At 69.9% G+C, this 23,340-nt stretch carries 31 protein-coding genes and 1 pseudogene; 8 read left to right on the top strand and 24 right to left on the bottom strand.

Translation table 11 applies throughout. The features are described from left to right. The 7 genes and pseudogenes from G3I41_RS20775 to G3I41_RS20745 form a co-directional block, all read left to right on the top strand. Positions 1-362 (top strand): annotated as a pseudogene (locus tag G3I41_RS20775) (hypothetical protein); the annotation flags it as partial. Continuing rightward, complete coding sequence (locus G3I41_RS20770) at positions 359-550, top strand: hypothetical protein (protein WP_040246976.1); 192 nt, start codon at positions 359-361, stop codon at positions 548-550. The pseudogene G3I41_RS20775 and the gene G3I41_RS20770, both read left to right, overlap by 4 nt. A 43-nt stretch (positions 551-593) precedes the next feature. Continuing rightward, positions 594-881, top strand: a complete 288-nt coding sequence (locus tag G3I41_RS20765; RefSeq protein WP_164401884.1) for a hypothetical protein — start codon at positions 594-596, stop codon at positions 879-881. A gap of 326 nt (positions 882-1,207) precedes the next feature. Then, positions 1,208-1,495 (top strand): plasmid mobilization relaxosome protein MobC, encoded by a 288-nt coding sequence (gene mobC, locus G3I41_RS20760; protein WP_164401883.1) that lies wholly within the window; start codon positions 1,208-1,210, stop codon positions 1,493-1,495. Then, positions 1,492-3,234: a relaxase/mobilization nuclease domain-containing protein gene (locus tag G3I41_RS20755; protein ID WP_164401882.1), complete on the top strand. Its 1,743-nt coding sequence runs from the start codon at positions 1,492-1,494 to the stop codon at positions 3,232-3,234. Before mobC ends, G3I41_RS20755 begins: the two co-directional genes overlap by 4 nt. Before the next feature lie 419 nt (positions 3,235-3,653). Next, positions 3,654-4,094, top strand: a complete 441-nt coding sequence (locus tag G3I41_RS20750; RefSeq protein ID WP_164401881.1) for a hypothetical protein — start codon at positions 3,654-3,656, stop codon at positions 4,092-4,094. A gap of 96 nt (positions 4,095-4,190) precedes the next feature. After that, entirely contained in the window at positions 4,191-4,877 is a 687-nt protein-coding gene (locus tag G3I41_RS20745) for a hypothetical protein (protein WP_164401880.1), read from the top strand. Between the two features lie 272 nt (positions 4,878-5,149). On the opposite strand, the gene G3I41_RS20740 is transcribed toward G3I41_RS20745, so the two are convergent. The 6 genes from G3I41_RS20740 to G3I41_RS37480 form a co-directional block, all read right to left on the bottom strand. Then, entirely contained in the window at positions 5,150-6,223 is a 1,074-nt protein-coding gene (locus tag G3I41_RS20740) for a hypothetical protein (RefSeq protein WP_343242190.1), read from the bottom strand. 180 nt (positions 6,224-6,403) lie between these two features. After that, positions 6,404-7,090, bottom strand: a complete 687-nt coding sequence (locus G3I41_RS20735; RefSeq protein WP_164401879.1) for a DUF317 domain-containing protein — start codon at positions 7,088-7,090, stop codon at positions 6,404-6,406. Between the two features lie 60 nt (positions 7,091-7,150). Further along, positions 7,151-7,432, bottom strand: coding sequence for a hypothetical protein (locus G3I41_RS20730; RefSeq protein WP_164401899.1), 282 nt, complete (start codon positions 7,430-7,432; stop codon positions 7,151-7,153). Positions 7,433-7,539: 107 nt separating this feature from the next. Beyond that, on the bottom strand, positions 7,540-7,911 hold the full coding sequence (locus G3I41_RS20725) for a DUF317 domain-containing protein (RefSeq protein WP_164401878.1): 372 nt from the start codon (positions 7,909-7,911) through the stop codon (positions 7,540-7,542). A gap of 514 nt (positions 7,912-8,425) precedes the next feature. Continuing rightward, positions 8,426-9,154 (bottom strand): hypothetical protein, encoded by a 729-nt coding sequence (locus G3I41_RS20720; RefSeq protein WP_164401877.1) that lies wholly within the window; start codon positions 9,152-9,154, stop codon positions 8,426-8,428. Between the two features lie 66 nt (positions 9,155-9,220). Beyond that, on the bottom strand, positions 9,221-9,766 hold the full coding sequence (locus tag G3I41_RS37480) for a GFA family protein (protein WP_164401876.1): 546 nt from the start codon (positions 9,764-9,766) through the stop codon (positions 9,221-9,223). A 267-nt stretch (positions 9,767-10,033) separates the two neighbouring features. Between G3I41_RS37480 and G3I41_RS20710 the strand changes: the two genes are divergently transcribed. Then, positions 10,034-10,183, top strand: coding sequence for a hypothetical protein (locus G3I41_RS20710; RefSeq protein WP_164401875.1), 150 nt, complete (start codon positions 10,034-10,036; stop codon positions 10,181-10,183). Positions 10,184-10,320: 137 nt separating this feature from the next. On the opposite strand, the gene G3I41_RS20705 is transcribed toward G3I41_RS20710, so the two are convergent. The 18 genes from G3I41_RS20705 to G3I41_RS20620 all read right to left on the bottom strand — a co-directional run bounded on the left by G3I41_RS20705 (position 10,321) and on the right by G3I41_RS20620 (position 23,304). Continuing rightward, positions 10,321-11,322 (bottom strand): SpaA isopeptide-forming pilin-related protein, encoded by a 1,002-nt coding sequence (locus G3I41_RS20705; RefSeq protein WP_164401874.1) that lies wholly within the window; start codon positions 11,320-11,322, stop codon positions 10,321-10,323. A gap of 579 nt (positions 11,323-11,901) precedes the next feature. Next, on the bottom strand, positions 11,902-12,378 hold the full coding sequence (locus G3I41_RS20700) for a hypothetical protein (protein WP_164401873.1): 477 nt from the start codon (positions 12,376-12,378) through the stop codon (positions 11,902-11,904). Positions 12,379-12,411: 33 nt separating this feature from the next. Continuing rightward, complete coding sequence (locus tag G3I41_RS20695; protein WP_164401872.1) at positions 12,412-13,290, bottom strand: DUF317 domain-containing protein; 879 nt, start codon at positions 13,288-13,290, stop codon at positions 12,412-12,414. A gap of 36 nt (positions 13,291-13,326) precedes the next feature. Beyond that, the gene (locus G3I41_RS20690; RefSeq protein WP_164401898.1) at positions 13,327-14,529 is read right to left on the bottom strand and encodes an ATP-grasp domain-containing protein; all 1,203 of its coding nucleotides are present in this window, start codon (positions 14,527-14,529) and stop codon (positions 13,327-13,329) included. Between the two features lie 93 nt (positions 14,530-14,622). After that, on the bottom strand, positions 14,623-14,961 hold the full coding sequence (locus G3I41_RS20685; RefSeq protein WP_203601393.1) for a hypothetical protein: 339 nt from the start codon (positions 14,959-14,961) through the stop codon (positions 14,623-14,625). Between the two features lie 37 nt (positions 14,962-14,998). Then, on the bottom strand, positions 14,999-16,240 hold the full coding sequence (locus G3I41_RS20680; protein WP_164401871.1) for an MFS transporter: 1,242 nt from the start codon (positions 16,238-16,240) through the stop codon (positions 14,999-15,001). Continuing rightward, a complete protein-coding gene (locus G3I41_RS20675; RefSeq protein WP_164401870.1) occupies positions 16,237-16,749 on the bottom strand; it encodes a hypothetical protein in 513 nt (170 codons plus the stop codon). The genes G3I41_RS20680 and G3I41_RS20675 overlap by 4 nt, the downstream gene beginning before the upstream one ends. Continuing rightward, a complete protein-coding gene (locus G3I41_RS20670) occupies positions 16,746-17,639 on the bottom strand; it encodes a winged helix-turn-helix transcriptional regulator (RefSeq protein WP_164401869.1) in 894 nt (297 codons plus the stop codon). The genes G3I41_RS20675 and G3I41_RS20670 overlap by 4 nt, the downstream gene beginning before the upstream one ends. A gap of 30 nt (positions 17,640-17,669) precedes the next feature. Continuing rightward, positions 17,670-18,092, bottom strand: coding sequence for a hypothetical protein (locus G3I41_RS20665; protein WP_164401868.1), 423 nt, complete (start codon positions 18,090-18,092; stop codon positions 17,670-17,672). Between the two features lie 10 nt (positions 18,093-18,102). Continuing rightward, on the bottom strand, positions 18,103-18,543 hold the full coding sequence (locus G3I41_RS20660; protein WP_164401867.1) for a hypothetical protein: 441 nt from the start codon (positions 18,541-18,543) through the stop codon (positions 18,103-18,105). Next, positions 18,540-18,998, bottom strand: a complete 459-nt coding sequence (locus tag G3I41_RS20655) for a hypothetical protein (RefSeq protein ID WP_164401866.1) — start codon at positions 18,996-18,998, stop codon at positions 18,540-18,542. Before G3I41_RS20655 ends, G3I41_RS20660 begins: the two co-directional genes overlap by 4 nt. 60 nt (positions 18,999-19,058) lie before the next feature. Continuing rightward, complete coding sequence (locus tag G3I41_RS20650; protein WP_203601392.1) at positions 19,059-19,406, bottom strand: SH3 domain-containing protein; 348 nt, start codon at positions 19,404-19,406, stop codon at positions 19,059-19,061. Between the two features lie 199 nt (positions 19,407-19,605). Then, the gene (locus tag G3I41_RS20645; RefSeq protein WP_239081746.1) at positions 19,606-20,319 is read right to left on the bottom strand and encodes a hypothetical protein; all 714 of its coding nucleotides are present in this window, start codon (positions 20,317-20,319) and stop codon (positions 19,606-19,608) included. 55 nt (positions 20,320-20,374) lie between these two features. Beyond that, positions 20,375-21,055, bottom strand: coding sequence for a hypothetical protein (locus G3I41_RS20640; RefSeq protein WP_203601391.1), 681 nt, complete (start codon positions 21,053-21,055; stop codon positions 20,375-20,377). Continuing rightward, the gene (locus G3I41_RS20635; RefSeq protein WP_164401865.1) at positions 21,052-21,513 is read right to left on the bottom strand and encodes a GNAT family N-acetyltransferase; all 462 of its coding nucleotides are present in this window, start codon (positions 21,511-21,513) and stop codon (positions 21,052-21,054) included. The genes G3I41_RS20640 and G3I41_RS20635 overlap by 4 nt, the downstream gene beginning before the upstream one ends. 29 nt (positions 21,514-21,542) lie before the next feature. Next, entirely contained in the window at positions 21,543-22,232 is a 690-nt protein-coding gene (locus tag G3I41_RS20630) for a DUF3631 domain-containing protein (protein ID WP_164401864.1), read from the bottom strand. Next, positions 22,229-22,717 (bottom strand): hypothetical protein, encoded by a 489-nt coding sequence (locus tag G3I41_RS20625; RefSeq protein ID WP_164401863.1) that lies wholly within the window; start codon positions 22,715-22,717, stop codon positions 22,229-22,231. Before G3I41_RS20625 ends, G3I41_RS20630 begins: the two co-directional genes overlap by 4 nt. Beyond that, positions 22,714-23,304 (bottom strand): DUF4913 domain-containing protein, encoded by a 591-nt coding sequence (locus G3I41_RS20620; protein ID WP_239081745.1) that lies wholly within the window; start codon positions 23,302-23,304, stop codon positions 22,714-22,716. The genes G3I41_RS20625 and G3I41_RS20620 overlap by 4 nt, the downstream gene beginning before the upstream one ends. Between the last annotated feature and the right edge of the window lie 36 nt (positions 23,305-23,340).

Raw genomic sequence — 23,340 nt, 5'->3', positions numbered from 1 at the left:
ACGACAACGGGGACCGCGCACACCCGGAAACGGGGACGGGGACCGAAGGGGACCGTCCCCACACCGTCCCCGTGCGCCGGAAGCCGAAGCCCAAGACGAAGGCGCAGCGGAACCGTCCGGGCGGCGGGAAGTCCAACCGCCCGCAGCGCAAGGGACTGAGTCCCGAAGAGACGGCCGACCTGGTGCGTCCCCACATACCGGCGCTGCTGGAGCGCGACGGTACCGAGGTCATCACCCGTCCCCAGCTGCGCGAAATCCTCCGCGCCCTGAACCTCGCGGGCGGCCGGAACGAGAACATCACGCGGCTCCTGCAGCTGCTGAGGACCGACACGAACACCACCACGGCAAGGAGCACGACATGAAGACCTGCCGCAGGTTCCACCGCATCAAGGACGGCTTCGAGAAGGACGTCCTCTTCCTGCGCGGGCACGCCGAGCGCCACCTGGGCTCGCCAGCGGCGAAGACCAGCGCGAAGAACGCCGTCTCCGTGAGACGGAACATGGCGCGGGCCCTCAACACGCACCTCGCCCGCTGCCGCGAGTGCGGCTGAAACCCGCAAAGCAGCACGTCACGCCCCTGAATCCGCAGTCCGCATGGTGGCCCGGCCTCGGTCGGGCCACCGCTCCTGCCACGGAAGGATCGCCATTCCCGCCCGCGCCCCACGTACGCACGCCCCATCGCTCGCCGAGGCAGGCGCCTGGGCGGACGTGCTCGTACGCCACCAGCTGCTGCACGCCGCCGTACTGGCCCCGACCGGCCAGTGGCTCGTCCAGCACCGCCGCGACGCTCCCGTCCAGGTCCTTGCCGACGCGAGCTCCATGGTCGACCTGGCCGCCGAAATCCAACGCCACATCCGCACCACGAGGAGTCACACCCGATGACGCACCCGACAACAAACCCTCCTCCCACGCCCGGGGAGCCGGAAGCCAACTCAACCTCAGCGCGAGCAAGTTGTAGGTTCGGACACTCCCCCGACGGGGGAGTGTCCGAACCCGTCCCCGCCCCAGGGGTGGCGGGGCCCGACCAGCGCCAGGGGGCGCCGGACGGGAAGGCTGCGACCGAGGGCGGATCGCAGCCAGGAACTGCCCGGTCCGGGCAGTCCAAGAGGAGGTCGCGCCCGCGCGATAGGAAGCAGCGTCGCGCCCACAGCGTCCGTCTGAACGAAACCGAGCACACTCTCATTCAAGGAGGCGCGGACGCCGTCGGCATGAGCACGGCGGGCTTCCTCGCGTACTCCGGTCTGGCCATGTCCCGCGATCAGTCGCGCACCGCCGTGGCCATTGCCACCGACCGCGATGTACTCACCGAACTGTTCGCCGCACGTCGGCAGCTCGGCTGGGCCGGCAGCAATCTCAACCAGGTCGCCAAGGTCCTCAATACCGGTGGCGAGGTTCCTCACCTGGCGACGGTCATCGCCGACATTCAGCGAGCGGCCAAGTCAGTGCAGGTTGCCGCTGACCGAGTCGCCAACCGGCAAGTAGGTGAGGTGGCTTGATCCCCAAGGTGCACAAGCAAGGCAGCAACACCTTCGGCTTGCTCAACTACCTCTACGGCAAGGGCACACGCGAGGAGCACATCGACCCTCATCTGGTCGCCTCCTTCGACGGCATGGCCCCCGACCCCGGCCGCGACCCGAGCGCGACGAAGCGGGACCTCCAGCAGCTCCTCGACCAGCCGTTGCAGCTCCTCGACCCCGACCAGCGCCCCGACAAACACGTGTGGCATCTCTCCGTACGAAATGCCGTCGAGGACCGTGTCCTGTCCGACGAGGAGTGGGGGCAGATCGCGCGCCGGATGGTGGCCGCGACCGGCATCGATCCCGGCGATGGTGCGGGCTGCCGCTGGGCGGCGGTCCGGCACGCCGACGATCACATCCACATCATCGCCACCCTCGTCCGCGAGGACGGTCGGCGCCCCGACCACCACTTCTCCGGTAAACGCGCCCACGCCGAGGCACGTCTGATGGAAGTCGAATACGGCTTGCAGCGAGTCAATCCCGGGGACGGCACTGCAGCGAAGAGGCCCACCAGCGCCGAGCGCCACAAGGCCGAACGCCAGGGACGGGAGCGGACCGCTCGCGAGGAGTTGCGCGAGACGGTGCGCCGCGCCGTCGCCGGTGTCAAGAGCGAAGAGGAGTTCTTCGACCGCCTGACCGCCGCCGGCGTCCTGGTCGAGACGCGCGTCGCGCCCTCCGGCGATCTCCTCGGTTACAAGGTCGCCCTCACGGACGACGTCAACAAGGACGGCAAGCCCGTGTTCTATCCCGGGTCGAAACTCGCCGCCGACCTCTCCCTGCCCCGGATCCGTGAACGGTGGTCCAGCGATGCCGCCGGCCACGATCCCGCCACGGAACGTTCGGCTCGTTCGGCGCGTGTCACTCCCTCGACCGCACGCCGCCAGGCTACGTCGGCGTCCTGGCAGGCCGTCCTCATCCTCGACCAGGGCGACGACGGACAGGTCTCCGCTCTGATCTCCGCGTACGGCGAGGTGCTCGACGCGCTGGCCAAGACCTCGGCCGCACACACGCGCCGTGAACTGCGAGAAGCGGCCTGGGCGTTCGAGCGGGCCTCCCGCTCCCACATCCGGGCCGAACGGGGCCACGACCGCGCCCTGCGCCAGGCCGCCCGCGACCTCGTCCGAGGCGGGCCCGCGCTCGGCCGCGGGGAGGCCGGCGCCACCACGGCCATGCTGATCGACATGGCGATCTTCTTCGTGCTCGCCGCCGCTCACTGGCACGGGAAGAAGGAGCACGCCCAGCAGGCCGCTGCTGCCCGCCAGGCCGCCGAACACCTGCGCGCCGCCTACCAGGCCGCCGCACCCATGTACTTGGGGCCCATGCGCCAGCGTGGCCGGAGCCTGTCCCAGCCGCTGCAGCGCAAGCAGACCACCTACCTGCGCCGGGCGGTGCCGGAGCTGGCCGAGCAGGTCCTCGCCGAGCCGGGCTGGTACGCCTTGGCCGCCACGCTCGCCGACGTCGAGCGTGCTGGGCATGACCCGGCCGCGCTCCTGGCCGAGGCAGCCGAGCGACGGGAGTTGGACACCGCCGAGTCGATCAGTGATGTCCTGGTATGGCGGCTGCGACGGATTGCGGACCTGCCCGCTGACGCTTCCGCAGTGCCTCCGAGCCAGCCGAAGCGCACGACGGCGGCCATGCCTCGTGGAGGGACCCGCACCGCGCCGTCGCCCCGCAGGCCGGGCACGGGAACCGACAGCTCGCGCGAGCACCAACGGTGAAGCGGGCGTTCAGACCAGGACGGCGACGACCGAGACGGCCACCGTGGCCGCCGCGATGCACAGCATGACGGTGCGTACGGCCGGCGCTCGACGACGAGCCGGCGCCGACGTCGCTTCGCGGGTACCGCCGCATGCGCAGCCAGGGCCGTGCGACAGGTATGGCGAGTCCATCCAGTAGGAGCCTCGCAGCTGCGGTGAGACGACGGGCGGAGGAGTGGTGGCGGGCATACCTGGACAACGCCGCAGCGCGACCGCCGGAACGGGACGCAACGCAAATGTAATGCGGCGCTGCGCCCTGCCTGCCTCGTCCAGGCGGCATCGGAAGACCTCGGCCGGAATTCACGAATTCTAGAGTTGCAGCAGGTCAGCGACTTGCGGCACTCTCCTCGTGCAGGCGATACGACTGAGATGGAGACGGCATGTTCCGACGCAACCGTGCGGACCGAGAGTTCCGTGAAGCCCAGCGTGCCGGCCAGGCGCTGCTGGCCATGCACACCGAGTGGCCGGAGGCTCCCGTCCCGGTCTCCGCGCCGGCCCCGGCCGCGCCGACCGACGCCACGGTGGTGCCCGACTTCCTGCCGCCGGAGTTCCGGGCACCGTGCCGCCAGGACGTGTCGGGCTTCATGATGCGCTGGGACCTGCCGATCGTCATCGAGGGCGAAGTCCACGCCTGTCACTGCGGTGCGTATCGGAACTGGATCGTGTTCAACATGCGCGACGACTCGGTGTGGCTGCGCTGCGAGGCCGGCCACGAGACGCAGGAGACTCGGCTGGACACCGCCTGGTACAACCGCAACTCGGGTCCGGTCGACCACTTCCACCCCACCCTCGAAGACGGTCTGCGCCACCTCGGCCACTGAAGACGCGAAACCCCTTCCCCCCACACCTGCGTTCGTCGGCACCCGGAGGGCCGACCGGTCAGACCATCCGTCTCGCATCACCAAGGGGTTTTCCGCATGCGCCGCTCCACCACGACCGCCCTCAGCCTGAGTGCTGTCATCGCCGCCCTCGCTCTGACCGGCTGCGCCGGCCACGCAGACTCGGCCGACTCCTCCGCCTCCGCTCAACAGGGCGGCGGCACGCCCACGGCGTCCGCGCCGCTGTCGTCCGCTCAGCTCAACAAGCGGCTGCTCGACGAGAGCGATCTCGGCGAGGGCTACACCCGCAAGCCCGAGACCGCTCGGCGCAACGACGACTTGTCTGTGATCGGCTGCCCGGCACTGGAAAAGCTCGGCGGCGACAGCGCCATCGGCGCCGGTCTGGACTTCGCCCACAAGACGAAGGCGTCCTTCACTTACACCGGCAGCAGCAGCTCCGAGGTGAGCGAGGAGCTGTACAGCGACAGCCCGGCGAAGCTCTCCACGGGCATCTCGAAGGTCTTCGACGCGATGCTCTCCTGCCCCTCCTACCAGGTGGCGTCAGGCAGCGCGGTCATCGACATGGGCACCGCCAAGTCGGCCGCGCCCGACCTCGGCGACGAGCAGTGGAGCCAACTGCTCACCTTCACCGCCGGCGGTCAGCGCAGCGTCGTCAAGCAGACGGCCATCCGAACCGGCAACATCCTGGTCCTCGTCTCCGGCTCACCGGGCCTCGTGGACTCCCACCTGAGCAAGGCGCTGACCAAGGCGCGCACCGCACGCTGACGCGCTCTTCCATCCGCCCCGGTGTCGTACCTGCCCTCCCGGCAGGGACGACACCGGGGTTCGTCATGCGGCCTTGGAGGTGTGAACGGGAATCCCTGCGCGATGTGCTGGCAGCACGCGTAGGAGCGGCCCCTGGAACGCCGACGTTCCAGGGGCCGCCCAGGCCGTGCAACAACAAGTCTGACGTAATGCCACTGCCTCGTGACGCCCATGGCCAGATTTCTCGCCATAGGCTGGCCGGAATGAAGCAGCCCGAGCGCGGCGTCGAGGAATCAGCCGTCGAGGCGTAGTTCGCCTGGCTCGTAACGGAGTTGGAAGGTCTGGGCGTGCTCCCCGTGCATCCAGTACAAGGTCATGGTCGACAGCATGCTGCGCTTGACGTACCGGGTTCGCGAGGGCATGCCTTCGTCCTGCGCGACGATCCACTTCTCAACCCGCTCCGGTAGTCCGAACCGCAGCGCGTACGCCTCGGGGTGCTCCGCAGAGCGCAGTTCCCAAACGGGATGTGACGCCGGCTGATCGACACGACGAAGGCGCACCGCGTGCGTCGGATGCTCACGGGCGTAATCCACGAATGAGTACAGATCGTCCGAGGCCAGTCCCAGAACGAACGGGGCCGCAGGGAACGCCAGGACCAGACCGAGCTGGGAACGGCTGTACAGGGCCTGCGCAAGGTGATCGAGGGGTTCGCGTATCGATTCGGGCAGGTCTATGTTGCCCGGGTCCATGTCCAGAAGAGGACCGCGAAGATACGTCCGTAGGTCACGCACCTTCGGTCTCCCGGCGGCCGGAGTCGCTTCCAGCACGGCGTGAATGGCGTCGGCGGTGTTCTTGACGAGATTCCGCAGCACGGCGAAGTCCGGGGCGGAAAGGTCGATCAGGGATATCTGGTGGGCGAGGGCGTAGTCCTGTGCTGCTGGGCTGAAGCCGGAGGTGGAGAAGATTGCGTAGCTGTAGCGGTATCGCGTCCGCGGTCGGCCGCTGCCTGTCGCGGTGAGCGTGGTGATTTCGCCTTCGTTCACGTCGTGGATGACGCCGTGGCCGTTGCGCACCGTGGGCAACTGAACTTGCTGAGTGGTCAGGTACTTTGCCTCGACGAACAGGCGGACGGGCAGGGAGAACGGCGGCACGTACCGGAACTGCCCGAGGGCATCCACCTGGTGCCATGCTCCGCGTCCGCGGACCAGGAGCCCGTTCTTGTCCTCCTTCAGGACCTTCCACGGCTCCTTGTCCTGGTCGTCGTCGGCCGTGAGGACCTCGAAGCCGCTGGAGCGCAAGAGCCAGGCCAGCACCTCCTCCAGGAGGTAGCCGCGCAAGGGTCCTTTGCCGATCACTTTGGCTGCCACGGCGGTGATCCTACGCACGGTCTCGATCTTGGTTCCAGAGGCCCTTCAGGTTTGCCGGTGCCGAGGTACGGCGAAGGCCCGGTGGTGCCGCCCTCGTGAAGAGAGCGGCACCACCGGGCCTGGGAGCAAGGGCATCACGCCCGTCGATTCCCGCCGCGGTCTGCGGCTATGCGCAGACCGCTATCCGCGGCGGACGACGGTGAGCCGGTCTTCGGCTCCCTCGGGGAGCGCTCGGCGCGGTACCGGGCCGGGCGCTGCGAGCGAGGAGGCGAAGGCCGCGACCAACTCGTGCGGGGCGCTCGCGCTGAAGCTCGCACACCACAGGTAAGGAGCCCCGAGTACGGGCTCCGCCCACGCCTGCCATCCCAGAAGGTCATCGCGGGGGTCGGCGTCGTGGATGAGCGGCGGCAGCATTTCCAGCGATACGTTCGTGGAGAAGCCCGGGTCCGAGGCGGTCGTACGCGGGCGGTCCATGTCGCGCAGCCACCCGCGGGCGGTGAGCGCGGCCAGTACCGCCTCGGCGTTCTCGAGCCCGGCATCCGGGCTCTCGCTCGCGTCGAGCGCGAGCAGGTAGTCGGTGAGTGCCTCGTGCGGTACGCCGGCGGTGAAGTAGGCGTTCCACTCGGTGAGCGCCGAGTCCGGGTGCGGGCGGGCCGACATCTGCCAGGCCACCGGGAGGCCGCCCAGCTCGAAGGGGTAGGAGGCGAGGATCCACTCGGCGCCGCGTAGGCCGTCGGGGCTCACGTACAACAGGGAGTTGCGGGAGGTCGGCCACATGCGCCAGCCGAGGTCGGTCAGTGTGTCGCCGATCCGCTCGGCGAGGATGCCGTCGTCACCGGCAAGGTGGCGTGGGGTGACCCAGTACATCGGGTCGGGCGAGATGGGGTGGTGCGGGTGCAGGGGCGCCTCCGTCGGTTCGAGGGTGAGTCAGTGGCCGTCATCGGGCCGGGTCGCGCCGCGTCGGCGGCGCGGGGGTGCATCGACCGGCCCCTGCCAGGCCAGGGCGACAGCCACGGCGGGCAGTAGGGGGCCGAACTGTTCGGCCTCCGGCGACTCGGCGATGTAGACCACCGGCCGGCCGTTCTCGTCCACCGACTTCTCCACGCCGCCCAGGCGGTGGGCCATGGGGAAGAAGGGGTTGATGGCGAGACGGACGGGTGTGTCGCGGTCGAAGGCGGACAGTGCGTCGATGATGTCGCCGACGGTCATTTCGGGCGAGTGCGGGGCCAAGGCGTTCTCCTAGCGGTGGCGGACGAATCCGCGCGAGCAGGGGCAGGGTACTCGGCGCGTATGTATTAGGAGGGCGGGCGTGCCCCTCACACAGGGCGGGAGGTGGACAGGATGCTGGCCACCACACCGGCGACGATCTCCGCCGGGGCGTCCGTGCCGAAGGCGATGCGGTAGCCGGGGACCTTCGCGGTACCGGTGACCGCGATCACCCAGCCTTCACCCGTCACCCAGTCCTCGTCCGGGCCACCGGGCCGGCCGGTCGGGAAGTAGCCGAGGTAGAAGCGGCCATCGCGGGAGCTGACGTGCACGTCGGCACGGTCGTCGACGATGTGGGTGAAATCGGCATCCGAGAACTGGTCGATCACCTCCATCGGCTGGCCGGCACCGAGCCGCCAGGCGCGCAGCCTCTGGGCCGCGACCGTGGTGGCAAATCCAGGTTGCGCTGCATCCAACGCCACAGAATCACCTCTCTGACCTGGGGTTCTTTCGGAAGGTCGTTCAGGTTCACATAGCGTTGCGGCGTCCACCAGTCCTTTGGGTGATCTTCCTTGTCTGCCCCCGGCGAACTGCCGTCCTTCCCGCCCTGTGGCCGCGGCTCGGTGTCCTGCTGCGTGCGGGCGCTACCCTCTTGCGTCTATGGAGATCCCGGAGCCGACCGGTCCGCCATACATCGATCCGGATCGCCCAGACCCGAAGCGTCCGGTCTGCGGGATCTGCCCGGCCCTGCTGTATCCGCGCGGGCAATTCGTGGTCTACAGCCGGCCCTCGTGGGAGTGCCCGTTTCACCCGGAAAACGGACACCGGTACACCCGCGAGGCCGTGCCGGCCTGCGTCCATCCGGACAGGATCGGTCTGGAGCCCGACAAGATCGCTCCGCCGCCCAAGGAGCTGCCGGACCAGGGTGAGGCATCCACTCGCCACCGTGGCGGGAAGCGTCCGTGGCGCGATCGTCTCGGGCCGCGACGCCGCCCGTCATGACGCCTGCGCTCGCCAGGACGCCCCGAGTTCTGCGAGGCGCTTCCGAAGATTGCTGCGCTGCTCCGCCAGGTCCTGCGAGGTGGGCGAGAGGAGATAGACGTTGTCGCGGTAGAGGCGGAATCCGAGGCTCTCCCACCCGCGGGCGATCTTGGCGTTGACGCGATCCCACTCGATCCGGTCCCTCAGTTCCTGGCTGCTGAGGTCGGAGACGCCGGGCGAACAGGCGATAGCCCGGCAGCCGGCCATGAGGCGGTGGATCACCTCGCTGCCGAGTACGGCAGCCAGCCCGTAGCCGCGCCATGCGGGATCCAGCGTCACCCGGTCCATGACGAGCAGCGCGGAGCCGACATAGTCCAGGCGCTCGCTGGCTTCCGTCGTGAAGGAGCCGGTCTCGGGGTCGAGGAGCGCCTGGGCGGTCTCGTACAGCTCCTCGGACTCTTCCTCCATCGCCCAGTAGGCGTTGCGCCCGCGGTCCAGATGGACCCGGTAGAAGGTCATCGACCCGACGGTGGCGTCCGTCGTGCACGACGGGCATTCCGCGGCTGCGCAGTCCTCGCCGGCCGATGCGTCCGGCGCAGCATCATGCGTACGTAGGCGGTGGAGGACGGAGACGTTCCACCGCTCCAGCGTGTCAGCTTGCGGGGTGTCCCAGAGCTCGTCGTCGAAGACGACTCGCAGGTGCAGTTCAGAGGGGTCACCGGGCAGCGAGGAAGGATCATTCACTGCGGAAGCCTAGCGAGGCGCCCGCTGGGCCCCGGGGGTGCCACGGTCTGCCGTCCTGCCAGGCGCTCACGTGTGGCGTTGCGGATCAGGCGCGAGCGTGATGGTCATCCAGGGCATCGCCTCGTCGCGGTAGCTGTGTCCGACCGGAAGCAGTTCGGCACCGCGAGCGAGGCTGAAGATCGTCACCATGATCATGTCCGAACCGTCTGCCACGGAGGTGAGCTGTGTCCGGCAGCGCTGGCAGGATCCTCGGTGCAGGGTCGGCCACGTCGAGAAGTACGACGGCTCTCCTGCGGGACTCGTCCAGGTCAGGGCGCTCTTGTGGAAACCGACCCACGCCATCGCCGGCGCTCCCGAGAGCCGTGTGCAGTGCTGACACGAGCACAGGTGAGGATCGTCGGGAACACCGGATGCCTCGTACGCGTGGTCGCCACACTGGCAACGCCCTTGCCACAGAGCAGGGACAGAAATCGACTCGGTCACGGGAGACGGCTCCTTGATCCGGGAGAAGGCTTCGCCGCAGTGTGTCGCACACCCACACGGTCGCGCTGGCGTTCGACACTGCACGACACGAACGAGCGGACAGGTCCACCCCTGGCGGTGAACGCCCATACGATCGTTGCCGATCGGCTGCCGCTTCGGGCAGTGACGACAAGCGGCCACCCGGCCGAAAACAGCAAGCCTCAGCCAGGTTGGACACCAGTCGGACCATGACCTGCATCACAAAGATCACATCGGGAGCAGGCGCACGGTGACGGTCGCCAACTCGACTGGCCTGCACGGTTATTACCGATTGACCCTATTAATTTGATATGCCCCACCTCCTGGGTACATTAGTGAAAAGAGCAGGTAAGGGGCGGTTCGGGTACCTTCCTGGACATGACGATTCTTGAAGCACCCGTCGCGGCCTTCTCCAGTTCGTTCCTGGCGCTCTTGACGGTGCTGTTCGCCGTAGCTCTGGCGCACCCGGAGCCGCCGGTCAGGGAGCGTGCTGAACGGCTCCTGGCACTACTCCTTCGGGCGCGCTAGCTGCACGGCCGACTTCTGAGTCGAGGCAGCGCGCCCGAGTGAAGCACTGGGCATTACTGATCCGCCCTTTCCCCGATCGCACGCGAAGGCCCCCGGAGTCAGGATTCCGGGGGCCTTCGGCAGAGTTGCGGGAGGAGCTAGCTCTCGTCGGTCGGATCGTCCGTGCGACGCCGTCGGACGGCGAAGAGGGCGCCTCCGCCAGCAGCGATCAAGATTCCGGCGCCGCCGATCAGCCACGGGGTGGCGTCAGCACCGGTGTGCGCGAGCGCGCCCTCGGGGGCGGGTGCGGTGGTGCTCGACGTCTCGTCGGCGACCGACGTCTGCGAGGCGGACGGTGTCGCTGTGTGCTCGTCCTTGCCGGGCTTATCCGGGGTGGGCTTGTGGCTCGGCTTGTCGGTGGGCTTTCCGGTCGGCTTCTCCGTGGGGGTGGTGGCGGTCTTGGCGTTGGTCGTGGTCACCGTCACCGGATCGCCCGGCTTGGCCTTGAACGTCTTCGAGGGCTTGTAGAGGTCGTAGCCCTCGGGTGCCTTCACCTGCTTGACCCAAAAGTCCGTGCCGGTCCGGGAGTTGACGGGCAGCTTGCCGGTGGCCGTGCCGTCGGAGCCGGTGGTCAGGGTGAGGAGGGCCTTGTCGCCGCTGCCGATGTTGACGGTGGATCCGGCCAGGAGCTTGCCGGTCTTGTCATCCTTGGCCTTCAGCAGGACCGAGGCGTCCTTGAACGGGTCGACGATCGTGAGCGGGGTGTCCGTGCCGGGGGCGACGATGACGTCCTGGTCGTCGACCGTGTCGTGCAGATTGCTTCCGCTGGACACCTCCTTGAGCCGGTAGACGCCCGGTGCGAGGTCCTGGAAGGCGAGCTTGCCCTGGGCGTCGGTCTTGCCGTTGGCGGCTTCCCTGCCCGCGGAGTCGAAGAGGGCGAAGGCCGCGCCGGCGAGCACGTCGCCGCCGGGATCCTTCTTCAGGATGGCCACGCCGCCGGTCTCCGGCTCGGCCGCGTTACGCGGAGTCGAGGACGTGGATGCGGACGGCGTGGGGCCGGGGCTCTGGGCCGAGGCGGTCGGCGCCCAGGACAGGGAACCGGTCACCGTGGCAGCGACAGCAACGGCGACCGGGAGGATGCGAGCGGAACGGATGCGCAAGAAGGAACTCTCCAAGGGATACAGGGGGAATGGGCAAGGCGGGCAAGCGGGTCGTTGTTCAGCGGGTGCGGCCCGACGCCGGGCGCGGGGGTGCAGCGGGCAGTCCAGTTGTCGGCCGGGAGGGTGCGGTGATCGCGTAGCGGCGGGCGGCGGCACGGACGAGTTGCTGTTGCTGCTCGAAGGGCAGCTGGGCGATGCCGGCCAGGCCCTGGGCGACGGCCAGGCCGAAGGGCGATCCGGCGTCCAGGCCGGCGGCCTGGACGATCTGCGCGGCGGCTTCGGCTTCGACGAGGACGCCGTAGGTGCTGGGGACTCCGAGCAGGTGCTCGGCGTGGTCGCGGGCGCCGTCGAGAATCTCGGTGAGCGGGACGTCATCGTTGAGGCAGTTCTCAACGATGTCGAGGAGGGTCAGCGTCGCGCTGTGCAGCCGGTCGCGGAAGTCCGGGTCGGTGATCCAGAACCCGTTCGGGCCCGGCGGCGGAGGTGGGTCGGGGACCGTGGTCGTCGGTGGCTGTGGCCGATGGTGGGAGGGGAACCAGAGAGGTGGGGAAATGGGGAACTCCGTGACGAGGTGGGCGGTCAGCGGCTGCGGAGTGAGGACCCGGTGGTGGCTGTGGGCTGGGCAACAGGGCGGGCTGCCGGACGGGGCGCGGCAGGTGCCGGGATCCAGAGATGGGCATACTGCTCGATCGCGGTGCGCAGGCCGGCGCCGTCCGCGCCGTGCCACGGCGGCTGGCTGCTGTGGGCGTGCCAGTCGCGGATGACGGCGTGGCCGTCGCGGCCGGCCGCCAGGTCGCGGGCCCCATCGCGGCGGGCGAAGGTGCCGTGGTCGGCGAAGCGGAGGATCGCGGTGTCGAGGACGCCCTGCTCGGGGTGGACGACGCGCAGGCGCAGTCCGTCGTACTCGCCGTGGCGGATGGTCGGGGCGAAGTCGATCCGCAGCCGCAGCGGCGAGTTCGGCTGCGGGGCTGCGTACAGGGCGTCGCCGACGACGGCGTACTGGTGGAAGGGCAGTTCGAGGACGTCATCGAAGAACTGCTGGGCGTGCAGGGCCAAAGAGCTTCTCTCGGACGAAGGGCATCTGGTCAGTCAGCGGCGCAGGCCGGACCGGCGGGCGGGCAGGGCTGCGGACGGGGTGGTTGTGGTGCTCCAGCGCGGAACGCTGCGCGTGGTCAGCGCGGGGGCCCGACGAGGAGCGGTACGGCGGACGTCGAGCGGTGTGGGAACCGGGGGCGGCGCAGGGGTGACGGGTACGAGCTGGGCGGTCTCGCGCAGGCCACGCAGCATCTGCTCCTTCCAGCGGGGCAGGGGCCTGGGGTCGGACACGCTCTCGGTGATGGCCGTGACCAGTGGGATCGGCGTGTTCGTGGACGCGGTGGCGTACCACCGGGCGTATCCGCTGGGCGGGCCTCCCTGCAGATACCAGCGGGCCTGAAGTGTGGTGAGTTCCTTCTCCGGATCGAGGCGTCCGGTGGCGAATTCGAGTCCGGCCATGCCGTCGGTGGTCTGCAGTTCCATGACACCCCACCGCGGGTGCTGGATCTTCCAGCCGCGGTTGATCAGCGGGACGATCGCATTGAAGGCGTCGAGTTCGGGGGCGGCGGGGTCGGGGCGGGCGAGGTAGTGCTCGGGGCCGGCCTGGTACGCAGCCGCCAGGGCCGTGGTGAACGCAGTGACGAACTCAGTGGGGCACATGTCGTTGAAGCTGACGCCCCAGGTGGGCGGACCGAAGCGGTCCTCGTAGGCATTGACCCGCCACAGACCGTCATCGTCGCCCTCGGGCAGGTAGCCGAGACGGATCTTGCGGTCGGGAGCCGTGACGTAGACGTTTCCGAGATCGTCGTCGGTCAGTTCCCAGCCGAGTACCAGCAGGGGCTCAAGGGCGGGGTCGCCGGTGTAGGTGCTGCCGGCGAGATAGCGGGGGAAGACGTAGACGTCGCCGTCTATGTCGGCGTCGGGATCGTTCAAGTAGGCATCCGGATACAGGTCAGGCGCGTGGGCGCGTCAGGCGATCTCAGCGGGGGTGACCTGGACGGCCAGGTGCCGGTACGCCTCGGTGGAGCGGGCCTGCGCAACCTTGGCGCTGGGTCCGGTGGTGATGAGGTAGCCGATGCGGGCGCTGAACATGTCGCCGTCCGGCGGCAGCACGAGCCGGTCGCCGGCGTCGCGGTGGAAGGTGACGCGCTCGAGCCAGTCGGCGTGGTCGGTGAACTCGGCGTCCAGGCGGCGCTCGGTGAGGGTGCCGGAGTAGGCGGGATAGATCAGCCGGATCGCCGCTGCCTGGCTGCGTGTTGGGGTGAGGTCGGGCAGCACGCCGCAGGCGATGTCGGCGGCGGCGCGGGCCAGGTCGACACCGGTGGCCAGATGGATGAGGTGGCCGATCATGTCGCCGGCGATGCGGGCGTTGACCTCGATCAGGCGCGGGCGGCCGTCGACGATGCGGATCTCGACGTGGCTGACGCCGTCGGTGACGCCGACGGCGTCGAGGGCCGCGACGGCGACCGGCGCCACGGTCGCGAGCAGCGGGTCGCTCGCGTCGACTACGTGCGCCATCTCCTCGAAAAAGGGCGGCATCCCGACGGTCTTGCGGGTGACTGCGACCACGGTGGTCTGCCCCTGGAAGGTGACGCACTCGACACTCACCTCCTCCCCGTCGAGGTACTCCTCGACCAGGACCTGGGTGCTCTCCACTCCGTGGCCTGCGGTCTGCGCGGCGAAGACGTACGCGGCGGGCAGTTCGCTGGCGTTGTCGACGCGGATGACGCCCATGCTCGCGGCGTGGGCGGCAGGCTTGAGGACGACCGGGTAGCCGATCAGTGCGGCGGCGTCGGCCGCCTCCTGCTCGGTGCGCACGCTCACGGAGATGGCGGAGGGCACCCCGTGGCGGGCGAATAGCGTGCGGGAGGTGTGCTTGTTGCGGCAGCCTTGGAGGGCTTCTGGAGTCGTCGTGGGCAGGCCGAGCTGGCGGGCGAGACGGGCGACGGGCACGAGGTACCACTCGGTCCACGTCATCACACCGGCCAGCTCGTGCCGCTCGGCGAGCGCGTGCCCGGCCGCGGCCAGGGCCGCCTGGTCGGTGGGGTCGGCGACGGTGTAGTCGACGACGAACTCTTTCTCCCAGGTCGGCTCGGCGCCGGAGATCAGGACGACGTCGTAGTGGGCACGGACGTTTTCAAGGCAATAGGCCCGATACGCGTGCGCCTCCATGTCGGCGGCTGCGACGACCAGGACGACGGGGCGAGAGGACAACAAGGCTCCAAACAGTGGCAGGGCAATAGGAGTTGATGTAGGCGGCGGGCGTTAGGGGGTGCGGCGACGGCGCAGCTCGAAGGCGGACGCCCAGTGGGGGTGGTCCTCGATCAGCTTTCGCGCGTACAGGGCGGTGAAGTTGTTGTTGAGCCCGCGCACGCCTGCGGGCAACTGCCAGCGCAGGTCCTCGAACAGGGCCTTCAGCCCGACGCGGGTGGCGCCGGTGGCGAGCCGGTCGGCGGTCAGGCGTTCCAGCGCGCGGTAGACGTACGGGTGCTCGGCGTCGAAGGCCAGGAAGCGATCCATCAGGGTGGGCCGCGATCCCGCGCGAAGCGACGGGCGGGGTACCGGCAGGAGTATCTGGTCGGCCGGGGCGGGGGACGTGGGCATGGCGGGGCTCCGTTAGGTGCAGGGAAGCGACCGGTGGTCAGGCGGAGGAGGGGCGCAGGGCGGGGGCGGTGCGCAGCCGGGTGAAGGCGGTGAACAGGCCCGTGGCCTGGAGTACGGCGCAGAGCGTGATGACGTGGCCGAGCTGGGCGGGCGGTACGACGGCGACGAGGACGCCGGCCAGTGGGAAGGGCAACAGCAACAGCAAGATCGTCAGGGAGAGGGTGGCGCCGAACACGTTCGCGGGGATGAGGCGGGAGCGCAGGGTGCGCAGCACGACGGTCATCCCGCCTTCGCCAGCCATGAGGACGGTGATCAGGGCGAGATAGGCGTGGTAGGAGTCGGCGAAGGAGACGGCCAGGCAGGCCGTGGCGGCGATCGTGGCGGAGACGACTCCGACCGGCCACAGGCCGAGACGGTCAATCGCCCGGCGGCAAAGGGCGACCGCGCCGAGCGTGCCGACCGCGGCCACCGACCAGATGAATCCGACGTCGGCCGTGGAGTGGCCGAGGCGCTTGACGATGATCACCGGAGCGGCGGCCTGCAGCAGGCCGACGGCCAGGTTGGACACGGTCAGTCCTGCCACCAGCCAGCCGAGGGCCGGCAGGGAGCGCAGGGTCGACCAGCCGGTGCGCAGTCCCTTGCCGACCGGATGCGCCGCGGCGGGCTTGGACTGTCGGTATTGGCGCGGGGCGAGGGCACTGGTGAGCAGCGAGAAGACGGCGATCACGATCAGCATGCCGGTGGCGCCGGTCCACTGGAGCAGCAGGCCGGCCAGCGCGGGGCCAGCCAGGGTGGCGACCTGGTCGATGCCGAGGAGCACGGACTGCACCCGGTGGGCGCCGGCGCCTGCCTCGCGGCTGGCCACGCCGCCTGCGGTCTCGGCCGCGATGTACGAGCACTCGGTGAGGATTCCGGTGGACGCGGCGAGCACCATGACCGTGACGGTTGCCCCGAGTCCCGTCTCCTGCCGGGGCAGGAGGACTGCGGCGGCCAGGACGACCAGCGCGCGGGCCACGGATGCGTAGCGGAGCACCGCAGTGGTGCCATGGCGGTCGACCAGGGCCCCGGCGAACGCGAACGCACCCAGTCGCGGAATCCACTCCAGCGCGAACGCCAGACCGGTCAGGGCTGCGGAGTTGGTGGTGGCCAACACCAGCAGCGGGATGCCGTAGGTGGTCATGGCGAATGCTCCGGCGTCCGTGCCGCGCGGCAAGTAGATGCCGCGCAGCACGGTGGGGACCGGGCGGCGGGCATGCCGCGGTCCGACACGGGATCTCACGCAGCGCGCCCCGCTTCCGCCGGCGGAAGCGCGCAGCGGACGTCGGAGTGCTGCCGGACACGGGGGTACGCCTGCAGAAACTCGGCCAAGACGTGGTGCGGTGCCGAGGACTCCAGGCTCAAGCCGGTCGTCTGCGGGCTGCTCGACAGCTGGAGGGTGTGCTGAACGCGGGTGACGAAGTCGCTGCTGGCATCGGGGAACTGACGCTCGCGCGCCCAGCGGGCCGCGGTGTCGTACACCTCAGCCAGGGCCTCACCGCTGGCAGTGAGCCGGTAGCGGTCGCGGGCCTGCTCGTCGGCGTCGACGAGACGGAGGTCGCGGGCGACGTCGATGGCATGGCGCAGTTGCCCGGGAGTGAGGTCGCCGAAGGCACTCTGCAGGCTGCCCTTTTGGTGGCTGATGGGGCCGTTGTCGTCGATCTCGGTGACCAGGCGAATCAAGGCAGGAAGGGTCAGGGTCCTGATCGCGCGGCGCTCGTGCAGAAGTGTCCGGGGCAGGGAGTGGTTCATCGGCGCGGGCCTCCTGCCGGGGAGATCGGGCGGGCGGGTATCTGGTGGGAGAAGAGGTCGCCCGACTTCCAGGCCGGGCCGTCCGGGGGCGTGGTGGTGAGGGCGGGACGAGCTGTCGGCGCGGCTGGCACTGCCGGTGCGGGAAGACGGGTCGGGGTCGTCGCCCACGGGCCGGAACGGGTTTGTGACGGGGCGGCGCCCTGCCCCCGGGGCCGACGGGCATCGGACTCGGGGGCAGGCGCGGTGGCCCAGGCGGAGACCGCCTCGAAGACGGGGGCGAGCGCCTGGCCGCTCCCGGTCAGCTGGTAGCCGCCGGTGCCGCTGGCGGTGACGAGGCCGTCGGCGACCAGGCGTTCCAGGGGCTTGTAGACGGCGGTCAGCCCGTAGCCGGGCATGGCCTCGGCCGCCAGCGTCTTGGCGGTCGCGGTGCCCCGGCTCTGCAGGGAGAACAGGATCGGGGTGGCATGGCGGGGCACGATCAGTGCCACGGCATCGTCGATGTTCTGGGCCGGCGCGATCCGTTCGGGTTCCAGCTCCCCGGTGTCCTTGTTGGCGACCAGCTCCTTCTCCAGATACGTGTCGCCCCAGGACGCGATCACCGCCAGGACGGGCAGCAGCGCGGCTCCGCGGTTGGTCAGGCCATAGGTGACGTGGCGCGGGGCGTACTCCGTGCGCTCGATGACGCCGGCGTTGGTGAGGTGCCGCAGCCGGGGGTGGAGCTGGCCGTCCGCCAGCCAGGGCAGCCTCGGCTTGAACTCGGCGTAGCGCAGCGGCTGGGAGGAGACGGTCATCAGCACCCACACGCTCCAGCGCGGAGCGAGCAGGTCCAGGGTCTTGGTGACGCCCAAGAGATCGTTCGGTGTGGCGGGCGACGGCGCGTTGGTGGCCAAGAAGGGGGCTCCTCAAGCGGTACAGGTGGATCAGCGGGTGCGGGAGGTGGTAGCCGTCGGGGCGGCAGGTAGGGGTGGAGCCGGCGGGTGGGTGTCCGGGGCGGACACCCGGCGCAGGCCGCCCAGGACCGCGCTGGTGCTCTTGGCGTAGGCGTCGCGGCTGGCGACGGACTCGGCGATGCGGCGGGCGCAGTCGAGGATGTGACCGGCGGCGAACCGGCCGATCTCCCGGTCAGGGGCGGTGAGTTCGCGCAACCGCTGAAGCTGGAAGACGATGTTGCGTTCGGCGAGGGCCAAGTCGCTGTGGGTGCCGGTCAGGGCGGCGAGCAGCGTGGTCTCGGGGGTCGCGTCGGCGAGGGCTTCGAGTTCAGCGAGCGGCTGTCCGTACAGCGCCTCGATGCGCTGGGCGACGCGTTCGGATTCGGTGTGGGACGGGGTGTCGGGTCGGGGCAATCGGTGGCTTTCAGGGATGTCGGGTCCGCACCGCCCCGGCGCGGGGTGCTGTCGGGGCGGGCGGAGCAGCGGTGGTGATCTTGGGGCTCAACCCCGGGCGTGCCGCGCCTGCTTGGTTCGGCGCCGGCATGGTGCGCAGCAGCTCGTCGAGGGCGGCGGTGTAGCCGTCGCGGGCGGCCAGCGCCGCATCCAGCCAGTCCGCGTCCCACCGCAGGTCCTCGGCGGACAGGTCGCTCATGTCCCCGTCGGGTCCCGTCATGGCATGGACGCGGTCACGGACGCGGGCCACCTGCTCCTCGGCGATGGCGAGGAAGCTGCGCAGTTCCAGCGCACGCTGGAGTGCGGCGTTGGCCTCGCCTTGGGCGACCTGTGCGTACAGCTCGGCCACCGCAGAGCCGAATGCTTCCTGCAGCGCCGCATCGCGGCTGCTGGGCTTGCCGATGACGCTCACCGCGTCACCCCGCGCACCGCGGTGTTCTGCGCGCTGGGCAGCGTGGGCGGGGAAGTGGGCAGCGCTGGAGCGCGACGGGCGGCCGGGGCTGCGCCGCGCCATACCCCGGGTCCCCGCTTGCCAGGAGCGTTGGGGTCGAGGAGGTACTTCACGACCATGGCGCGGCCGTCGCGGGAGGCGACCGCGGCGTTGACCTGGTGGGCCAACTCCATGACCGGATCGTCGAGTACGTCGCCCGGCTGCGTGCCCAGCGCCTCGACGAGCGCGTCCTCGGCCGTGTCGAGGGCCCGCTGTGTTTCGTCGAGCAGGCCGTACCAGTGCACGACGGTGGTGGCCTCCGGGTTGGCCTGCGGTGCCGCCTGCACCGCCCGGCGCAGGTCGGCGAGCGGCATCTGGAATCGGTCCTCGATGCGCTCAGTAATGACGCCCATCACGTCTTCGCTGGCGTCGAGCACGAAGAAGCTCCCTTCAGTTCGGAAATACGGGCGTGGGAATGCGAAGCAAGGCGGCGTCGACTAGTCGAGGCAGAAGTAGACGTCGCGGTAGACGTACGAGCCGGACACCCAGCCCTTTACGCCGGTTGTCTTGTCGGTGATGTAGTGCCAATTGCCTTGGGTCTTGTGGACGGTGAACTTGTGGCCTCGGTAGAGGACGCCGCGGGCAGTGGACTTGCTGGTGGCCTTGGACCGGATCGTGACGGCCTTCGCGCCGATCACCCACGGGCCGAGCCGGTCACACGGACGGCTGGTCGGGGCCGAGGCAGGCGCTTCGGCGGGCGCGGCCACCGCGCTCGGAGCGGACAGGACAGGAAGCGCCAGGGCGCCGAGAATCGCGGCGGTCACGGTGAAACGGGCAGTGCGCATACGGAAGTTGCCTCCATGGCAGGAATGAGGGAATGCGGAAGTAGCCCCGGGCGAATGCCGTGCGGGCTGAGAACAAGAATCCGGAGAATCCCCGGTTTCGGTAACCGGGGATTGCGTGCTATGTTCCGCACCGTCTCGCACGCGACTGACGTCAATTCGCCGCAGAGCGAAGGCGAAATCCCTCCAGTGCAGCGGAAGTTCAGCGGCTCGGCCCGCGGGGCGGAGCGGGGAGCGCCGGCAGGCCGGGGACGGCGGCGGCCCGGGTCGCCGGCGAGGCCGTCGGCAGCTGCGGCTTGTCGCCCCTCCAGTGCGCTTCCCACCACTGGGTGACGGCGTCGAAGGTCGGAAAGCCGCCCTCGCGCAGGGTGTGCGTCCATGCGGTCGTGTCGACCTCTTCGAGGAGCACGCGGAAGGGCAGCGCCGCCTTCTCGTCGATGGCACGCAGCATCACGGTCGTCTGCATCGGCTCGTCGTCGTAGGTGTAGCTGGTGAGCAGGGCGAAGTGATCGCCGTCGCTGCGCAGCCGCTTCTCCAAGGCGCGGGTGGCGTCGTTCGCGGGAGCGGTTCCCATGCCCTCGGGCAGGAGAATGCGCTCTTCCGGACACCCGCGGGCGATCAGCCAGGACTGCGCCATGGACGGCAGCGGCAGCTGTGCGTGGTCGAACTGGAAGGTGCGGGCGGCCGGGTCGCGTTTGAGGTGCAGGGCGACCAGCTGCGGTTCACCGGGGATTCCCCAGGTGACGGCGCGGTTGTGCATCACGTAGAAGCTGTGCTCGGCGTCGTCGCTGTGATGTTCGGCGAGGAGGGTCATGTCGGACTGCTCGATGCCGATGTGCATCCAGAACTGGTCGGCGACACGGTCGTTGACGGCTTCGTATCCGTCGAGGCGGAAATCGGGTTCGTAGTTGGGCATCGGTGCTTTCGGTCGTGACGCCTGCGACTTCATGCGCGTGGGACGGATGCGCTGTTCAGCGGCGTGTTCGGGAGACGGCGGGAAAGGCCGGCGGGTGGAGCGCGGGCGTGGTGCCGGGCGGGCCGGAGCGGCGGGGTGCGGTCAGCGCAGCGCGGCCGATATCGGTGAGCGCGACGGGCTGACCTGCCTGCACCGGGTGCGTGGTGTCGCGGACCACCAGTCCCATGGCCTCCAGGCGCTGGAGCTGGGGGTAGGAGATCCGGGTGCGCGTGGAGGTCGCCACGGCGAGGCGGTGGGTGACGAGGTGCTCGTGCAACTTGGCGCCCTGGGCGATGGCGAGCAGGGCCGCGACATCCTTCGTCGCGAGGTGCGGTGGCGCCTTCCGGGGAGCGGCGGTCTCGATCGGCCACAGCGCCTGGGCGGCGGTGGCCTGCTTCGCATTGCGTACGTCGGCGGCCTGTGCGAGCTGGCCGAGGGCACGGTCAATCGAGGCGAACAGCGCCTGGTCAACGGGGAGTTCGCCGGCGGCGAGGCGGGCGAGACGGGCGCGGTGGAAGGTGACGTCCCGCTCGGCCGCAGCCAGTTCACGGTGCGCGTCGGCCAGGGTGGCGTGCGGTACGTCGAGGAGTCCGCTGTGGCGGTGCCGGTGCAGCTCCTCGATGCCGTATCCGACGGCGGCCTCGATGCGCTGGTCGAGGGCGGTGGGCACCAACCCGTCGGGCGGGGGTCGCGTCATGACGGAGCGGTTTCTGGGTCCGGGGCGAGCGCGTCCAGGGCGACGCGGACCTCGACGTACGGGCCGTCGCGGGTGTGCGACGTCGGGCCGAGCCGGTCGAGGAGCCGGAGCATGGGCGCATTGGATGCCTGGGTGAACGCGGAGAGGGTGTGGGCTCCGTGCGCGCGGGCTAGGAAGGCGGCTTGCCGGGCCAATGCCATGCCGATGCCCTGGCGCTGGTGGTGGTCGACGACCTGCAGTCCGAGGTCGAAGACCCCCGGCTCCCGGGTGACGGGCCCGGCGCAGACCAGGGCCACCGGCCGCTCGTCTGCGCCGAGCCCGATCCAGCACTGCGCCTGGGCAAGGAGCCGGGACAGGTCGCGGGGTGCCAGGTGGGTGCGGCCCCAGCGGCGCAGCAGGTTCTGCTCGGAGCACTGCGCGTGCAGGGCCGCGACCAGGTCCCAGTCCGCCTCCGTCACCCGCCGGGTGTGCGCGAGGGCGGGATGCCTCAGCAGGAGCAGTTCGGGCGGGCGGCCAGCAGGTCGGCGCGCCGGTAGGCACGGTAGCGGCTGCCGTCGGCCGCGCGCGGCTTGCAGGGCTGAACTCCGTAGCCGCGCAGCAGCAGGCCCAGCCGCAGCGGGGTGAGGTCGGCGTAGCTCCAGCGCTCCTCGGCCTGGCCGGGCAGATCACGCAGGCGCTCGACCAGCTCCGCGGTACTCACGTACTCCGGGGCGCCCTCGTCGTCGAAGACAGCGAGGCAGGCGTGGACGATCGTCTGCGGGCGACTGGGGCAGGACAGGAACTCCTCGCACGCACCGTCGTGGAAGTCGTCGAGACCGTTCGGATCCTCGAAGTCGTACAACTCCTCGAATTCCGGGTCGAAGTGAGGCTCTTCGTCGTCCAGCGGTTCGTACTCGGGCGAGTACGCGGCTGCGCAGCAGCAAGAAGTGGACAACAGTGCGCTCAGGGCGGCGCCGGCAGCCATCCGTTCAACCAGCAGGTCGGTCAGGGTGTTCAGCTGCTCAGTGGGGCTGATGGCGGGAAGCTCGGCTTCCGCGAGCTCGGCGAGCTGTCGGTCGAGTTCCTGGATCTCGACGAAGGTGTCGAGGATGGCGCGGTGGTGCGGGTTCTCAATGGCCTGGGCCGGCGCCAGTACGGCTGCGGCTACCTGGTCGATCAGGGTGGGGAACTGCGTCAACGAACGGGGCCCTTCAGGGTCGGGGGCTGTGCGGGTTGGGGAAGGCCGGGCATCGCGGAGCGCGGTGGTCCCGGCTTGGGGACGGGCGGGCGGGTGCCCAGCTGCGGCGAGCGGGTGCGGGCCGCGTGGGTGCGCTCGCCCAGCGGGCGTCGGCTAATACCGAGGCGGGCGCGGGCGGTGTCGTACACGTCGTGCGCTTCGCGCGGGCGGATGGCCACGACGTGGATCTCAGTGGTGTGTGTGGAGTTCGCGGGCGCCGGCCGCTGGGCGTAGACGATGCGCCACTGCGCCCGGTGGTCGAAGTAGACCTTGCGGCATCCGGCGAGATCGCGGGTGAGTTTGGCACCGTGGAGACGGGCGTTGACGATGTCCTGGAGCTGGGCGAGTGCCAGGTCGCGGATGTCGACGGGGGCTTGCAGGAGATCGGTCAGGGCGCGGGGGTCGAAGGACAGGCCGTATGCCGGCCGGTCCTCTCGGTCGGTCATCCGCTTGCCTGACCCGGCTCGCCGGTCTCCTCATGGTCCACGCGGTCCTCGGGCTCGTCGGGCTCCTCGATCGCGGAGGTGGTCCGGTTCGAGGGGCGAGGGCCGGGGAGCAGACGGTGTGCGGGCCGGTCCGGGTCGGTCATGCACGCGGACAGTGGTCCACCAGCGGCGCGGACGGTGGCCATGGCGTGGGTGAGGAAGTCGCGGTGCCACACGAACAAGCCGGACAGTCCGGCTTCGGCGTCCTTGTGCTGCTGGTAGGCCAGCCACAGCGCGTGCAGCCAGGCGACGACGTCGTCGTGCTCCTGCCATTGCTCGCACCACGGGGCGGCGGTGGTGACCTCCGCCCCGTAGACGCGCATGAGGAAGTCATCAACCCAGTCGGACAGGGCGTCGAGTTCGTCTTCGTACTCCTCGTCCTCCAGCTCGAGAATCGGACGCGGCTCGGGTGGCGCCGAAGCGGGCGGCAGGCCCGCGAAGCTGGGCAGCCCGTAGGCGGCGAACGGCGAGTCCGGTGCCGGTGGCGCGGCCGAGAGGTCGTCGATCTGCCGATCGTGCTGCGCGGCCAGATCCATCAGCTTCGCCATGTCCGCCTGCATGCTTGCCAGATGGGACTCCGGGAC

This window comes from Streptomyces sp. SID9727 (genome assembly GCF_010550605.1).
GTDB lineage: Bacteria > Actinomycetota > Actinomycetes > Streptomycetales > Streptomycetaceae > Streptomyces.
This window is presented reverse-complemented; position numbering and strand designations above follow the sequence as displayed.

Coding starts and splice junctions, on each gene's coding strand:
- G3I41_RS20770 (WP_040246976.1), top strand. CDS start 359: ATGAAGACCTGCCGCAGGTTCCACCGCATCAAGGACGGCTTCGAGAAG.
- G3I41_RS20765 (WP_164401884.1), top strand. CDS start 594: ATGGTGGCCCGGCCTCGGTCGGGCCACCGCTCCTGCCACGGAAGGATC.
- mobC (WP_164401883.1), top strand. CDS start 1,208: ATGAGCACGGCGGGCTTCCTCGCGTACTCCGGTCTGGCCATGTCCCGC.
- G3I41_RS20750 (WP_164401881.1), top strand. CDS start 3,654: ATGTTCCGACGCAACCGTGCGGACCGAGAGTTCCGTGAAGCCCAGCGT.
- G3I41_RS20745 (WP_164401880.1), top strand. CDS start 4,191: ATGCGCCGCTCCACCACGACCGCCCTCAGCCTGAGTGCTGTCATCGCC.
- G3I41_RS20735 (WP_164401879.1), bottom strand. CDS start 7,090: ATGTACTGGGTCACCCCACGCCACCTTGCCGGTGACGACGGCATCCTC.
- G3I41_RS20730 (WP_164401899.1), bottom strand. CDS start 7,432: ATGACCGTCGGCGACATCATCGACGCACTGTCCGCCTTCGACCGCGAC.
- G3I41_RS37480 (WP_164401876.1), bottom strand. CDS start 9,766: ATGGGCGTTCACCGCCAGGGGTGGACCTGTCCGCTCGTTCGTGTCGTG.
- G3I41_RS20710 (WP_164401875.1), top strand. CDS start 10,034: ATGACGATTCTTGAAGCACCCGTCGCGGCCTTCTCCAGTTCGTTCCTG.
- G3I41_RS20690 (WP_164401898.1), bottom strand. CDS start 14,529: ATGGAGGCGCACGCGTATCGGGCCTATTGCCTTGAAAACGTCCGTGCC.
- G3I41_RS20685 (WP_203601393.1), bottom strand. CDS start 14,961: ATGCCCACGTCCCCCGCCCCGGCCGACCAGATACTCCTGCCGGTACCC.
- G3I41_RS20675 (WP_164401870.1), bottom strand. CDS start 16,749: ATGAACCACTCCCTGCCCCGGACACTTCTGCACGAGCGCCGCGCGATC.
- G3I41_RS20650 (WP_203601392.1), bottom strand. CDS start 19,406: ATGCGCACTGCCCGTTTCACCGTGACCGCCGCGATTCTCGGCGCCCTG.
- G3I41_RS20645 (WP_239081746.1), bottom strand. CDS start 20,319: ATGCCCAACTACGAACCCGATTTCCGCCTCGACGGATACGAAGCCGTC.
- G3I41_RS20640 (WP_203601391.1), bottom strand. CDS start 21,055: ATGACGCGACCCCCGCCCGACGGGTTGGTGCCCACCGCCCTCGACCAG.
- G3I41_RS20625 (WP_164401863.1), bottom strand. CDS start 22,717: ATGACCGACCGAGAGGACCGGCCGGCATACGGCCTGTCCTTCGACCCC.
- G3I41_RS20620 (WP_239081745.1), bottom strand. CDS start 23,304: ATGGCGAAGCTGATGGATCTGGCCGCGCAGCACGATCGGCAGATCGAC.